Source organism: Mesorhizobium sp. INR15 (genome assembly GCF_015500075.1).
Classification (GTDB): Bacteria; Pseudomonadota; Alphaproteobacteria; order Rhizobiales; family Rhizobiaceae; genus Mesorhizobium.
Genome location: NZ_CP045496.1, coordinates 2,714,933 through 2,728,659 on the forward strand (window position 1 = coordinate 2,714,933; position 13,727 = coordinate 2,728,659).

Below are 13,727 nucleotides of genomic sequence, written 5' to 3' on the forward strand. Positions count from 1 at the left end.
GGATGAGTCCGCTGCGGCGCCCGCCTTCCTTCCGTGGTTGTGGAATCATCATCCGGGCTTCGGCGAAACGGATGCCTCGCAGCTCAGAACGGCCGTTCAAGGCTGACTTTGCTAGTGTAAGAATGGTTGCGACCCGTGAGACATGAGCCCGTTTTCATCCAACATCGCATTATCGCAAATTGTGGACGCCGCGCCGATTACGTGAGGTGACCGGACCCACGAAGCTTCGACAACAGGATCAGTGCCGTCGCATGGTACTGATTTCTCACATGATCCCTCAATGGAGCCGCCTCCCATGCAGCCAGGTCTGCCACCAGGAGTGTCGAATCACCGTTTACTGATGTGCATTTAAGTTGGCCGCCTTTCTCAAGCACGACTATAGCAGCGTCGGCATCGCCGTACCCTATCGCTGCCATTCTGCGAATCTGCGCGTCACCGTCCACACGAACATCGAACAAGACATGGCCCGAGGTTTTGTCTGCGGCATCGGCGATACGCTCACCAAACGGCCGATGCATTCCGTCACCATCGGCAAGCGACTGCTCGAACAACACCAATTCAATATGACCTGCCGCCATCTGGAGACAGTGAGCGGTCTGTTGCGATTGGCAATAGCCGCTGGTAATCATTCACACTTTTCGACGCGTCGACATGGCTGCGCAGGATCGGGCGGCGACGCGTCGGATGCGCTATCGGCATTTCATAATACCGGTTGCTGACCTCACCTTGCTTTCTCCGGCGCTTCTATCGTTCTAGGCATTGCCTAGCGGCAATGTGTTCATCGTTGAAGCAGTCGGGCTCTTTCCAGCCCCCACGCCTTGTCTGGCAGCTTTGCGTGCACATTCGGTCGTTAAGGCTGCTTTTCCATTGCTCGAAAGCATACGCCGCTGACAGCCAAGTTTGGTAGTAAGATTTGGGAGCGGACGACTTATTGCAGGAGACCGCTGACCCGGCGTCAAAATCGGGCGAGAGAAGCGACTTGGCGATGGAGGTTTTTCGCGACCGACGTAGGAAGAGCTAGCCACTGCGGTAAGCGAGCACGCATTCGGATCATCTATTAACGAACGCCTTCGATGAGCCTTGCCAGGCAGCAGCCGGCGCGAGATTGATAGTCGCCCAGATCACGAACGCTATTCATGTGGTTCCGGGCCTCAAGGATGAATTCGTTCACCGCAAGCCCTTGTGTCGTTAAGAGCTTGGCAAACCGCGATGCCTGGAGGTGAAATGGTTGTGTTTCCGCTTCACCTACCAAAATCATCACGTCGGTCTGCGGCGGATGATCGCGTTTCATGGGCGAAAATGCCTCGACCTCCTCGTCGGTGATACCGATTAGTGGCTTCAGGAATGAATCCTGTAATGGCCTGAGGTCATAGAGCCCGCCGAGCAGCAAGGTCGACCGAACGGCCCCCGGCGAATCCCTGTCGAATAGAAATGTGGCAAGATGGGCGCCCGCTGAGTGACCGCTGACGGTTAGCCTATTAGGATCACCGCCATGGGCGGCGATGTTGTTTAACACCCACTGCTTGGCCCGCCGGACCTGGTCGACGATCGTCGCCATCCTGACCTCCGGCATAAGCGCGTATTCTATAACGACCGCGATCGCTCCTGCTTTGGTAACTGTATCGGCGATATAGGAGTAGTCGCTCTTGGAAAACATGCGCCAATAGCCGCCATGAATGAAGATGTGGACCGGCAGATTCCCGATGCGGTCGCGCGGAAAGAGCAGGTCGAGCCGCTCGGCATTGTGGGGACCATAGGCGATGTCAGCCAGCATAGGCAGCCTGACGCGCGTCGCGACACTGCGGTCCTTGATGTCGGCAACGATGTCGTCAAATTCAGGAACATGGTCCCGGGTGCGGAAGGGGTCTGTCGGCATGGGAGCGGGCTCAGAAAGTGACGGCAATGTATTTCGCTTCCATGAACTCAGCGATGCCGTGGTGTTGGCCGCCTTCGCGGCCGAGACCGCTCTGCTTGACGCCTCCGAATGGCGCTGCCGGATCCGACATCAGCCCGCGGTTGAGGCCTATCATACCGGCCTCGATACCCGACGCCACACGCATGCCGCGCCCCACGTCGCGCGTATAGATATATGCAGCCAAGCCGTATTCGGTGTCATTCGCGTAGGTGATAGCCTCGGCCTCAGTTTCGAATCGCGTGATCGGAGCTACCGGTCCGAAAATCTCCTCATGAGCCATATCGGCGTCGCGCGGCACTTCAGACAGCACGGTCGGCGGATAGAAGAAGCCATCTTCTTCCGAAATCGACCCACCGCACAGCACCCTTGCCCCCCGCTCGACCGCGTCCTTGACCAGCCGATCGATCTTTTCGACAGCCTTCCTCGTGATCATCGGCCCGCATTCGGTTTCGGCATTAGTGCCTGCCCCCACGTTCAGCGCCGCCATGCGCTTGCGCAGGCCGTCGGCGAACGCGTCGTGGATGCCCGCTTGTACATAGAAGCGGTTGGCGGCCGTGCAAGCCTCACCGGCATTGCGCATCTTGGCGATCATAGCACCGTCCAGCGCGGCGTCGAGATCGGCATCATCAAAGACGACGAAGGGCGCGTTGCCGCCAAGCTCCATAGAACAGGAGATCACATGCTTCGCCGCCTCTCCGAGCAAGGTCCGGCCAACCCCGGTCGAGCCGGTGAAGGACAGTTTTCTCACCCGCGGATCGGCCAGCATCGCCGATGCCAGAGGACCGGGATTGGTCGTGGTGACCACGTTGACGACACCAGGCGGAACACCAGCTTCGCTGTAGAGCGCGGCCAGCGCATAGGCCGTCAGCGGCGTTTCGCTAGCCGGTTTGAGGATCACCGTGCAGCCCGCCGCCAGTGCGGGCGCGATCTTTCGCGTTGCCATGGCGGCCGGAAAATTCCATGGCGTGATCAGCACGCATATACCGATTGGCTCATAGTCGACCACGATTCGGTTGGTGCCGGACGGCGCGGTGCCGAACTCACCAGTGATGCGCACCGCTTCCTCCGCGTTCCAGCGGAAGAATTCGGCCGCATAGGCCACCTCGCCGCGCGCGTCGCGCAGCGCCTTGCCGTTCTCCAGCGAAATCAGCATGGCGAGCGTTTCCGACCGTTCGACCATGAGCTCGAAACAGCGCCTGAGAATTTCCGAGCGCTTGCGCGGTGCCGTCTCCCGCCATCCCTTGGCGGCCTTGGCGGCGGCCTCTACAGCGGCAGCGGCGTCTTCAAGCGTCGCGTCGGGAACCGCCGCGATCACCGCCCCGGAAGAGGGATCAACGACATCAATAAGCCGACCGTCGGAGGAGGAACGCCATCTTCCGTCAATGTAAAGTCCATGGGAAAAGCCGCGCACGTCGTAGCCGTCCTGGTCGATCTGCTGGGCGTCAAAGGGAAGGTTCATTGTCGTGTTCCGTCGGTTTACATGGCGCAGGCTTGGAGGTCGCCGTCATGCGCCGCCTGAACGAGGCGTCGCATCGCGACGAGATCAAACGGGCGCGGGTTGTTCTTGATCAACCGTTCGATGCCGAGCGCTTGCTCGGCGGTCCAGTCGAGCTTGTCGGCGGGAAGGCCGAGACTGGCCAACGTTGGCGTGATGCCGATCGCCGCGAACATCCGGCTGACTTCCTCGATAGTCGCGCCCGCCATCTCGTCAGTGTCCCGCCCTTTGGCCTCGAGGCCAAGTGCGTTACCGATCTCGGCCATCTCGGCGGCGGCGACGCGACGGTTGTAGGTCATGACGTAAGGCATCATCGTCGCCACGCCCAAACCGTGGGCCGTGTGTGTCAGGGCGCCGGCGGGATACTGTATAGCGTGTGCTGCCGCCGTGCCCGCGGTGCCAAACGCGCAGCCTGCCGCCAGCGCACCCATCATGACATCGGCGCGCGCATCGGCGTCGCCGCCGTTGGCGCAAGCCTTTTCAAGACTGCGTCCAAGCAGTTTGATGGCCAGCAACGCGAAATGGTCGGTCAGCGCGGTCTTGCCAATGAAGACATGATGTTGCGGCAGGTTGGGGTCTTCGCCTCTGCGCATGGCGGTGAAGGCCTCGATTGCATGCGTAAGGGCGTCGGCGCCGGCGATCGCCGTCAGGCCGGGCGGACAGGTCATCGTCAATTCAGGGTCGCATAGCGCGACAGCGGCGATAAGATAGGGGCTCGATATGCCGACCTTGAGCGTCCGGTCGGGATCAGAGATGACCGCCACGGGCGTCACTTCCGAACCGGTGCCGGCCGTCGTGGGCACGGCGATCAACGGCAGCGTCGGACCGGGCACCTTGAACTCACCATAGTAGTCCTGAAGCTTGCCGCCATGGCTGATAAGCAAGGTCGCGCATTTGGCGAAATCGAGGCAGCTGCCGCCGCCAATGCCTATCACCATTTCAGGCTTGAATCCCCTAGCCTCATCGACACAGATGCCGACAGTGTCACGCGGCACGTCAGGCAGGACGCGGTCATGCACCAGCACTTCGATCGACGCGGCCTGAAGCGCTTCGACGATTTCCGCGAACACTGTGGTGCCGGCAAAACGCTCGTCGGTGCAGACCACCGCGCGCCGGCCGAACCTGCCTGCTACCATGGGCAGCACATGGCGCTGTCCCTTCCCGAACAGAATTTCGCGAGGTAGCCGGAGGGCAGCGAAAAGGCTCATGGTGGCGCGCATCCTTTGGGCAATTGTTGGAAAAGGAGAATGTTCGTGGCGTTCGTTGAAAACTTGGCTGTTTAAAATCCTATAGGATATCGTATTGCATCGGTCAAATGCTCGTGTTAGCAGTCTGCACGGTCAAGGGTCGAAAAATGCAGTCGGAAAACTTCAGCGGTGTAGGCGAAAATTCTCTAGGCGTCGGCCGCATCCAGCGATCGAACAGCCTCGTCGAAGACGTCTACGACGCCATCTTCGCGCAACTGATGTCTCTGAAGATCGCGCCGGGGTCGCGCATCACTGTCGACAACCTGGTCAAGGAATTCAACGTCTCGCACACCCCTATCCGCGAAGCGCTGGGCCGCCTCGAGGGCGAAGGCCTGGTGCTCAAGACGCATCTGATCGGCTACCGCGCGGCGCCGCAGATCACGCGGCGCCGTTTCGACGAACTTTACGAGATGCGCCTGCTGCTCGAGCCCCACGGTGCGGCCAGGGCCGCCGTAGCCATGGACGAGGCCAAGCTCGACATCTTAGCCGAGGCGGCCGGTGTGATGTCGCGCCGCGAAGGTAAGGACGACCGGTTGCGCTATTCGAACTTCGCCAGGCAAGACGCCATTTTCCACGACAAGATCATGGAATTTTCTGAAAACGAGCTCATTCGCGAAACGCTGAGCTATCAGCACACGCACTTCCACATCTTCCGACTGATGTTCCATTCGCGCGTGACGGAAGAAGCGCTAGACGAGCACGAAGCGATCCTCTCCGCCTTCAGCTTGGCCGATCCTGATGCCGCCCAAAAAGCGATGCGTCTCCACATCGAGCACTCTCGCGATCGCTTGTTACCGGCGTTCGATTGAGGCCTGAACCAATGTCCGCAACCGCGAATTTTGCTGGGGAGGGAGGAAGAACGCTGCCCTATGACGACACGCTTGGCGCTTTGGCACCGGTGCTACGCGCGCAAAACCTTTCGAAGCAATACGGCCCTGTGACCGTGCTTTCGGATGTCGTGCTCGACATCTTTCCCGGCGAAATTCATGCCATCATCGGCGAGAATGGCGCCGGCAAGTCGACCTTCATGCGGCTCTTGTCCGGCTACGTTGAGCCGACCAGCGGCACCTTGTCGATGGCCGGCCGACAGATGACCTTCAGCAAACCCGATCAGGCGCAGGATGCCGGCATCGCGCTGGTCCATCAAGAAATCCTGCTCGCCGAGGCGCTGACGGTCACCGACAATTTGTTCCTCGGGCGCGAGCTTTCGCGCGGGCCGATCGTGGATGACCGTACTATGCGGCGGCTGGCGGCAGAGAAGCTGGCGCAAATCGGCTGTTACGTATCGCCGACCGCGCTGGTGCGCGACATCTCGCTGGCCGATCGGCAGATGGTGCAGATCGCCCGCGCGCTGCTCGACGACTACAAGGTGGTAATCTTCGATGAGCCAACCGCAGTGTTGACTGGCGGAGAAGTCGAACGGCTGCTGGAGATCGTGCTGCAACTGAAGGCTCACGGCACGGCCGTGCTCTATATCAGCCACCGGTTGGATGAGGTGCAAAGGGTCGCCGACAAGGTGACCGTTCTGCGCGACGGCAAGATGGTCGGGACCTACCCCGGCAAGACGCTGGACCAGATGGACATGGCTCGCCTTATGGTCGGCCGCGAGTTGGCCGCGCTTTATCCCGAAAGGAGGGTGGCGCCGTCAGACGTACCAATGCTGAGAGTCATCAACGCCACCGTTCCTGGCTATGCCGAGGGCGTATCGTTCACGGTCCACAAGGGCGAAATCCTCGGCTTCGCAGGCATGGTTGGCTCCGGACGAACCGAATTGTTCGAGGGCATCATCGGTCTGCGCCTAGGGAGCGCGACGGTCGAGCTCGAAGGCAAGCCGATCCATTTCCAGTCGCAGCGCGCCGCGATCAATGCCGGCGTCGGCTACTTGACCGAGGATCGCAAAGGCAAGGGGCTGCTACTGCAGGAGCGCTTGGCGCCCAACCTGACGCTGTCGGCTCTGGATGTGTTCCATCCCGGCCTTTCGATGGGCCGCCGCCGCGAAACGGAGGCTTTGGAAAAGGCCGTCGAAACCTATGATATCAGGGTAAAAAGCCTGGGTGCCAAGGCGGCCCAACTTTCTGGTGGCAACCAGCAGAAACTTCTGCTTGCCAAGGTCCTTTTGACCAACCCATCGGTGGTCATCATCGATGAGCCGACGCGCGGCATCGACATCGCCAACAAGGCCCAAATCTACGCCTTCATCCACGCCCTGGTGGCCAAGGAAAAAGCCTGCATCGTCATCTCTTCGGAGATGCAAGAACTGATCGGCCTGTGCGATCGCATCCTGGTTATGCGTGAAGGGCACGTCACCGGAGAAGTCAGCGGTGCCGAAATGACTGAAAGCAACGTGGCCGTGCTGGCCACCAGTGGCCCCAAGCCGAGGCCAAAGGCCAAGGGAGCAATACAATGGCTGTCATAACCGGGTCCCCAACTACACGCCGGTTCAGCAATCTGAATCTCACCTGGACGGATGTCGGGCCCTTTGTGGCATTGGCTGCCCTGCTCGTGGCGGGGTTCCTCATCAATCCCGACTTCCTGTCGGCGACCAATCTTGCCAACGTCATTACCCGCAGTGCTTTCATCGCCATCATCGCGGTCGGCGCGACATTCGTGATCTCATCCGGCGGGCTCGATCTCTCCGTCGGGTCGATGGCGGCCTTCGTCACCGGCATTACCATCATGTTCATGAATTCGGTCGCGCCACACGTCGGGGTATGGGCCATTCCGGCCGGAATGCTCGTGGCTATTCTGGTCGGCCTGCTGTGTGGCCTCGCCAACGGCCTTATCGTCACCATCGGCCGGATCGAACCATTCATTGCGACTCTCGGCACGATGGGGATTTTTCGGGCGCTGATCACCTATCTCACCGACGGTGGCACAATACCGATCGACCGGTCTTTGCGCGAAGCGTATCGGCCGGTCTATTTCGGCTCGGTTGCCGGTATCCCGGTCCCAATCCTGATATCGATTGCCGTCGCCGCGGTCGCATCCTTCATCCTCTACAAGATGAAATACGGACGCAAATGCGCGGCAGTTGGCGCCAATGAGGATGTCGCCCGCTATTCCGGCATCTCGGTCATCAAGACCCGCACCATCGCTTACATCGTCCAGGGCGTGTGCGTAGCGATCGCCGCGATCTGCTATGTACCGCGCCTGGGTGCCGCAACGCCGACCACCGGACAGCTTTGGGAATTGCAGGTGATCACCGCCGTGGTGATCGGTGGCACCGCGCTGCGCGGCGGCAAGGGCCATGTCTGGGGAACCGTCGCCGGTGCCGTCATCCTGGAACTCATCGCCAACCTCATGGTGCTTTCGGATTTCGTCTCCGAATACCTGGTTGCCGCCGTCCAGGGCATCATCATCATCATCGCGATGCTCATCCAGCGGTTTTCGAATTCGAAATAGCTCCGTGTCGGGACCACGCGGCGCAAATTTTTGTAGGTCCAATGGGAGAAGACAATGTTGAGTAGAAAATGGATCGCGGCGGCCGCACTTGGCTCGCTGCTTATAAGCGGCCACGCCATGGCTGAGGACAAGAAGATCATCGCGGTTTCGATACCAGCGGCTGACCACGGCTGGACCGCAGGCGTCGTCTATCATGCGCAGGCCGCCGCCAAGGAAATCAATGCGGCATTCCCCAATGTCGAAATGATCGTCAAAACGTCGCCCTCGGCGGCGGACCAGGTCAGTGCGCTCGAAGACCTTTCGGCGAGCCGCAAGCTGGATGCGCTGGTGATCCTGCCCTACAGTTCCGAGGAACTGACGGGACCCGTCAAGGCGGTCAAGGAAATGGGGACGTTCATCACCGTTGTCGACCGCGGCCTGACAGATCCGTCGATCCAGGACCTCTATCTTGCCGGCGACAACATCGCTGTCGGCAGGAACACAGCGAAGTTCATGATCGACAAGATGGGTGGCAAGGGTGATGTGGTTGTGCTGCGCGGCATCCCGACCGTCATCGACGACGAGCGCATCAAAGGGTTCCAGGACACGATCAAAGGCACCGGCATCAAGGTGCTCGACATGCAGTACTCCCACTGGAACAGTGATGAGGCCTTCAAGCTGATGCAGGATTACCTCGCCAAATATCCGCACATCGATGCTGTCTGGGCCAGTGACGACGACAATCTGCTAGGCGTGCTCGAGGCCATCAAGCAATCCGGTCGCACCGACATCAAACTGGCGCTTGGGGCCAATGGCATGAAGGAGATCGTCAAGAAGGTGATCGATGGCGATTCGATGACGCCCATCGAGACGCCTTACCCACCAGCCATGATCAAAACCGCCATCTACATGACCGTGGCGAACGTCGTCGGTCAGGCACCGGTCCGGGGCGCCGTCAAGCTCGACGCGCCGCTGATCACAAAGGACAACGCCAAGGAATATTATTTCCCTGACTCCCCGTTCTAAATCGAAACCGAATAGCGCGGGGCGCAGCACAGCTCGCCCCGCATTTTTTAACGAAAGAGGACCAGACCATGTCAGGCAAGAAAATATTGATGCTCACCGGCGAGTTCACCGAGGAGTACGAGATCTTCGTGTATCAGCAAGCTATGGAAGCCGTCGGCCACACCGTGCATGTGGTATGCCCGGACAAGAATGCAGGCGACCTGATCAAGACCTCGCTCCACGATTTCGAAGGCGACCAGACCTACACCGAAAAGCTCGGCCATTTTCAGGTGATCAACAAAACCTTCTCGGAAGCTGAGAAGCAGCTCGACCAGTATCACGCCGTCTACTGCGCCGGCGGCCGTGGCCCGGAATACATTCGCACCGACAAGCGTATTCAGGCGATGGTCCGCCATTTCCATGAAGCCCAAAAGCCGATCTTCACGATCTGCCACGGCGTCCAGATCCTGATTGCGGTCGATGGCGTCGTCCGAGGCAAAAAGGTCGCCGCGCTTGCGGCCTGCGAACCGGAGGTGACACTCGCTGGCGGCACGTATATCGACCTCTCACCGACGGATGCCTATGTCGATGGAACGATGGTATCGGCCAAGGGTTGGACAGCACTTGCTGCCTTCATCCGGGAGTGCCTGAAAGTTCTCGGGACGGAAATTCGGCATAGTTAGCACCGTTTGGATGGGCTGCCATTTCGCTTAATACCCGGGGTTATGGAGATGGCGGCCAGTCCAGGCTGTGGGTAACTGCGTGTTACAGTAACAGCGACGGTCGACCGCGCACCGTAGCGCTATATGCAAGCTGAAAACCGTCAGTGCTGAGCGTCGGCTGTCGACGTTTGAGATAAGTTGAGTTGCCCGACCGCTTTCGGCCCCCTTGCAGCCATTAAGCAGGCTGCGCGCAAGTCGCCATTTCGGAGAATTTCCGATTCGAAATGTGCACGCCACTTCAGGTTGGGTGCCTGGCCCAATCGCCACGGCCGAGCAACCGGATGGTCATTATGAGGCGATTGTTTATAACGATTGGCGAGGTCGCGATGATCAAGGGGAGACGATGCGCTACATACGTCCGCTTTCAATCGAAGATGCTGTTGGCCTGCTGGCCGGGTCGACCGGTACGGCCGCCATTCTTGCCGGAGGCAGCGACCTTCTAGTGAGGATGAAGGGCGGCTTTGTCGAACCCGACCTTATCGTCGACATCAAAGCCATCGATGGCTTGAGCAAAATCCGGGAGACGGCTGACGGCTTCAGCATCGGCGCCGCGGTTCCTTGCGCGGTCCTGGGAGAAAGCGCTGCGCTGAAGACGGAATGGCCGGGCGTCGTCGAAGCGGCCAAGCTGATCGGCTCGAAACAGGTACAGGGCCGCTGCACAATCGCGGGCAATCTTTGCAACGCTTCGCCGGCCGCCGACAGCGTGCCGGCGTTGGTCGCGGCGGGTGCCAGAGCATCGATCGTCGGGCCAGGCGGCCGGCGCACGGTCCCCGTGGCCAGCGTGCCGACCGCGCCGGGCAAGACGTCGCTGGCCAAAGGCGAGATCATCGAGGCAATCCTGCTCGACAAGCGCGCGCCGCGCTCGGGCGATGCCTATCTGCGTTTCATTCCGCGCACCGAGATGGACATTGCTGTGGTCAGCGCCGGCGTGAACGTGACGCTCGACGAGCACGGCGTCGTCAAGGCGGCCCGCGTGGCGCTAGGCGCCGCCGCACCGACGGTGCTTCTGGTGGAAGAGGCAGCCGAGGCCCTTATCGGCAGGAAGTTGGACGAAGCCGCACTCGAGCGGCTCGCCAAGGTCTGCTTTGGGGCCTGCCGCCCCATCGACGACAAGCGCGGTACCATCGAGTTCAGACGAAAGGTTGCGGGTGTGATGGCCAGGCGGGCCGCCACCACCGCCTATGCACGTGCAGGAGGCAAATTATGGCTGGTATAGCGGTTTCCACGAAAATCAACGGCGACACCATCGAATATCTCTGCCAGCCTGATGAGACGCTGCTCGACGTGCTGCGCGATCGCCTGGGGCTGACGGGCGCCAAGGAGGGCTGCGGCACCGGCGACTGCGGCGCCTGCAGCGTAATACTCGACGACCGGCTGGTGTGCTCGTGCTTGGTGCTGGGCGCGGAGGCCGAGGGCCGCCGCATCGAGACCGTCGAGGGCATGGCGCATGGCGATCAATTGCATCCGCTGCAGCAGAAATTCCTCGAGCACGCGGCGCTGCAATGCGGCATCTGCACGCCCGGGTTCCTGATCGCGGCGAAGGACCTTCTTGCCAAGAACCCCGACCCGACCGAAGAGGAAATCCGCTTCGGCCTCGCGGGAAATCTTTGCCGCTGCACCGGCTATGACAAGATCGTGCGCGCGGTCCAGGACGCCGCACACGTGATGAAGGGAGCGCACGCATGAATTTCGATCCGCGTTATTCCTCGCGCAACTTCGCATCCGTCGGCACGCGCCCTATCCGCCCCGACGGCGTCGACAAGGTGACGGGACGCGCCCGCTATGGCGCCGACTTCAATATGGCCGGCCAGCTGGTCGGGCGTGTTCTCAGAAGCCCGCACGCGCATGCGATCATCCGGAAGATCGACACCTCGAAGGCGGAAAAGCTGAACGGGGTGAAGGCAGTTATCACGGCCAAGGACCTGCCGGACCTGACCGACGGCGATGCCGCCATGTACGACATCCTCGACAATTGCATGGCACGCACCAAGGCGCTCTATGACGGCCATGCGGTGGCCGCTGTCGCCGCCGTCGATGCCCGCACGGCGAGGCAGGCGCTGAAGCTAATCGAGGTCGAATACGAGCTTTTGCCGCATGTCACCGATGTCGACGAGGCAATGAGGCACTCAGCACCCCTGATCAACGACACCATCTTCACGGAGGGCCTCGAGGAAAAGCCGCTAAAACCCTCCAACGTCACCAAGCGCAGCCAGTTCGGCCATGGCGATGTTGATCAGGGTTTCGGCCACGCCGACTTCATCGTCGAGCGCTCCTTCAAGACCGAGCAGACGCACCAGGGTTATATCGAGCCGCATGCCTGCGTGGCGAGCGTCTCGTCCGACGGCACCGCCGACCTCTGGGTCTGCACGCAGGGCCATTTCGTCTATCGCCAGCACTGCGCGCAGCTGCTTGGGATGGAAGCCTCGAAGCTGCGCGTCACCTCCTCGGAGATCGGCGGCGGCTTCGGCGGCAAGACTCATGTCTGGGCCGAGCCGGTGGCGCTGGCTCTGTCACGCAAGGCTGGCCGGCCGGTGAAGCTGGTGATGACCCGCGACGAGGTGTTCCGCGCCTCGGGCCCGACCAGCGCCACCTCGATCGACGTCAAGATCGGCGCCCGCAAGGACGGCACCATCACCGCCGCCGAAGCGAGGCTGCGCTATTCCTGCGGTCCGTATGCCGGCAGTTGGGCCGAGATCGGCGCCATGACCGCGTTTGCCTGCTACAGGCTCGATAATGTCAAGACTGTGGGCTACGAAGTGCTCGTCAACAGGCCGAAGACCGCGGCTTATCGCGCGCCCTCTGCGCCCATGGCAGCCTTTGCCGTGGAAAGTGCCGTCGACGAGCTGGCCAAGGAAATCGGCATCGATCCGGTCGAGTTCCGCATCAAGAACGCCGCTCAAGAAGGCACAAGGTCGTCGTACGGCCCGGTCTACGGCCCAATCGGCATCGGCCCGACGCTGGAGGCGGCGAAGAACCATGCGCACATGAAGGCGCCGCTGAAAGTAAACCAGGGGCGCGGCATGGCCTGCGGGTTCTGGTTCAATTTCGGCGGCCAGACCTGCACCGACCTCAACATCGGCATGGACGGTTCGGTGTCGCTCGCCGTCGGCACGGTCGACGTGGGTGGTTCGCGCGCGTCTCTGTCGCTGGTGGCGGCGGAGGAGCTCGGCATCGACTATTCGCAGGTCAAGGCAATCGTCGCCGACACCTCCAGCCTCGGCTACAACGACATGACCGATGGCAGCCGCGGCACCTTCTCCTCCTCCATGTCGACGATCTCGGCCGCCCGCAACGCGATCAAGATCCTGCGCGAGCGCGCTGCGCAGATGTGGGACATCCCCGTCGACGACGTTGTCTGGGAAAGGGGCCACGCGCTTGCCAGGGGCGAGAAGTACGGCAATCTCGCAGCACTCTCGCTGAAGGAGATCGCCGCCCAATCCGGCAAGACCGGCGGGCCAATCGCTGGCCACAGCGAGCTCGTCGCCGATGGCGCCGGCGTCTCCTTCGCCACCCATATCTGCGATATCGAGGTTGATCCCGAGACGGGCGCCACCAAGGTCATCCGCTACACGGTCGTGCAGGATGCCGGCAAGGCGGTGCACCCGACCTATGTCGAGGGACAGTACCAGGGCGGCGCCGCGCAAGGCATCGGCTGGGCGCTCAACGAGGAGTATATTTACGGCAAGGACGGGCGGCTGCAGAATGCCGGGTTCCTTGACTACCGCATTCCGGTCTGCTCGGACTTGCCGATGATCGACACGCAGATCCTCGAGATTCCCAATCCCAACCACCCCTATGGGGTGCGCGGCGTCGGCGAGACCTCGATCGTGCCGCCGCTGGCGGCGATCGCCAATGCAGTGTCGAACGCAGCCGGCGTGCGTATAACCCACATCCCGATGTCACCACCGCGCATCCTCGCGGCGATAGAGGCGGAACGGCGAGGCTAGGGCATGGGTTCGCGC

General features: G+C 61.2%; 12 protein-coding genes. 8 read left to right on the forward strand and 4 right to left on the reverse strand.

What is annotated here, in order from left to right; all coding sequences use genetic code 11:
• Window positions 1–197: 197 nt before the first annotated feature.
• The 4 genes from GA829_RS13330 to GA829_RS13345 form a co-directional block, all read right to left on the reverse strand.
• A complete protein-coding gene (locus GA829_RS13330; RefSeq protein ID WP_195179620.1) occupies window positions 198–578 on the reverse strand; it encodes a hypothetical protein in 381 nt (126 codons plus the stop codon).
• Between the two features lie 479 nt (window positions 579–1,057).
• Window positions 1,058–1,876, reverse strand: a complete 819-nt coding sequence (locus GA829_RS13335) for an alpha/beta hydrolase (protein WP_195178955.1) — start codon at window positions 1,874–1,876, stop codon at window positions 1,058–1,060.
• 10 nt (window positions 1,877–1,886) lie between these two features.
• Window positions 1,887–3,374 carry an NAD-dependent succinate-semialdehyde dehydrogenase gene (locus GA829_RS13340; RefSeq protein WP_195178956.1) on the reverse strand — a complete coding sequence of 496 codons (1,488 nt, stop codon included), beginning with the start codon at window positions 3,372–3,374 and terminating at the stop codon, window positions 1,887–1,889.
• A gap of 17 nt (window positions 3,375–3,391) precedes the next feature.
• The gene (locus tag GA829_RS13345; RefSeq protein WP_195178957.1) at window positions 3,392–4,618 is read right to left on the reverse strand and encodes an iron-containing alcohol dehydrogenase; all 1,227 of its coding nucleotides are present in this window, start codon (window positions 4,616–4,618) and stop codon (window positions 3,392–3,394) included.
• Window positions 4,619–4,764: 146 nt separating this feature from the next.
• On the opposite strand from GA829_RS13345, the gene GA829_RS13350 reads away from it, so the two are divergent.
• The 8 genes from GA829_RS13350 (at window position 4,765) to GA829_RS13385 (ending at window position 13,712) form a co-directional block, all read left to right on the forward strand.
• Window positions 4,765–5,466, forward strand: coding sequence for a GntR family transcriptional regulator (locus GA829_RS13350; protein ID WP_195178958.1), 702 nt, complete (start codon window positions 4,765–4,767; stop codon window positions 5,464–5,466).
• An 11-nt stretch (window positions 5,467–5,477) separates the two neighbouring features.
• Window positions 5,478–7,073 (forward strand): sugar ABC transporter ATP-binding protein, encoded by a 1,596-nt coding sequence (locus GA829_RS13355; RefSeq protein ID WP_195178959.1) that lies wholly within the window; start codon window positions 5,478–5,480, stop codon window positions 7,071–7,073.
• On the forward strand, window positions 7,061–8,059 hold the full coding sequence (locus GA829_RS13360; protein ID WP_195178960.1) for an ABC transporter permease: 999 nt from the start codon (window positions 7,061–7,063) through the stop codon (window positions 8,057–8,059). Before GA829_RS13355 ends, GA829_RS13360 begins: the two co-directional genes overlap by 13 nt.
• A 54-nt stretch (window positions 8,060–8,113) precedes the next feature.
• Complete coding sequence (locus tag GA829_RS13365) at window positions 8,114–9,064, forward strand: substrate-binding domain-containing protein (protein WP_195178961.1); 951 nt, start codon at window positions 8,114–8,116, stop codon at window positions 9,062–9,064.
• Window positions 9,065–9,132: 68 nt separating this feature from the next.
• Window positions 9,133–9,726 carry a DJ-1/PfpI family protein gene (locus tag GA829_RS13370; protein ID WP_195178962.1) on the forward strand — a complete coding sequence of 198 codons (594 nt, stop codon included), beginning with the start codon at window positions 9,133–9,135 and terminating at the stop codon, window positions 9,724–9,726.
• A 382-nt stretch (window positions 9,727–10,108) separates the two neighbouring features.
• Entirely contained in the window at window positions 10,109–10,981 is an 873-nt protein-coding gene (locus GA829_RS13375; protein ID WP_195178963.1) for an FAD binding domain-containing protein, read from the forward strand.
• A complete protein-coding gene (locus tag GA829_RS13380; protein ID WP_195178964.1) occupies window positions 10,969–11,451 on the forward strand; it encodes a (2Fe-2S)-binding protein in 483 nt (160 codons plus the stop codon). The genes GA829_RS13375 and GA829_RS13380 overlap by 13 nt, the downstream gene beginning before the upstream one ends.
• Complete coding sequence (locus GA829_RS13385) at window positions 11,448–13,712, forward strand: xanthine dehydrogenase family protein molybdopterin-binding subunit (RefSeq protein ID WP_195178965.1); 2,265 nt, start codon at window positions 11,448–11,450, stop codon at window positions 13,710–13,712. The genes GA829_RS13380 and GA829_RS13385 overlap by 4 nt, the downstream gene beginning before the upstream one ends.
• Window positions 13,713–13,727 lie beyond the last annotated feature (15 nt).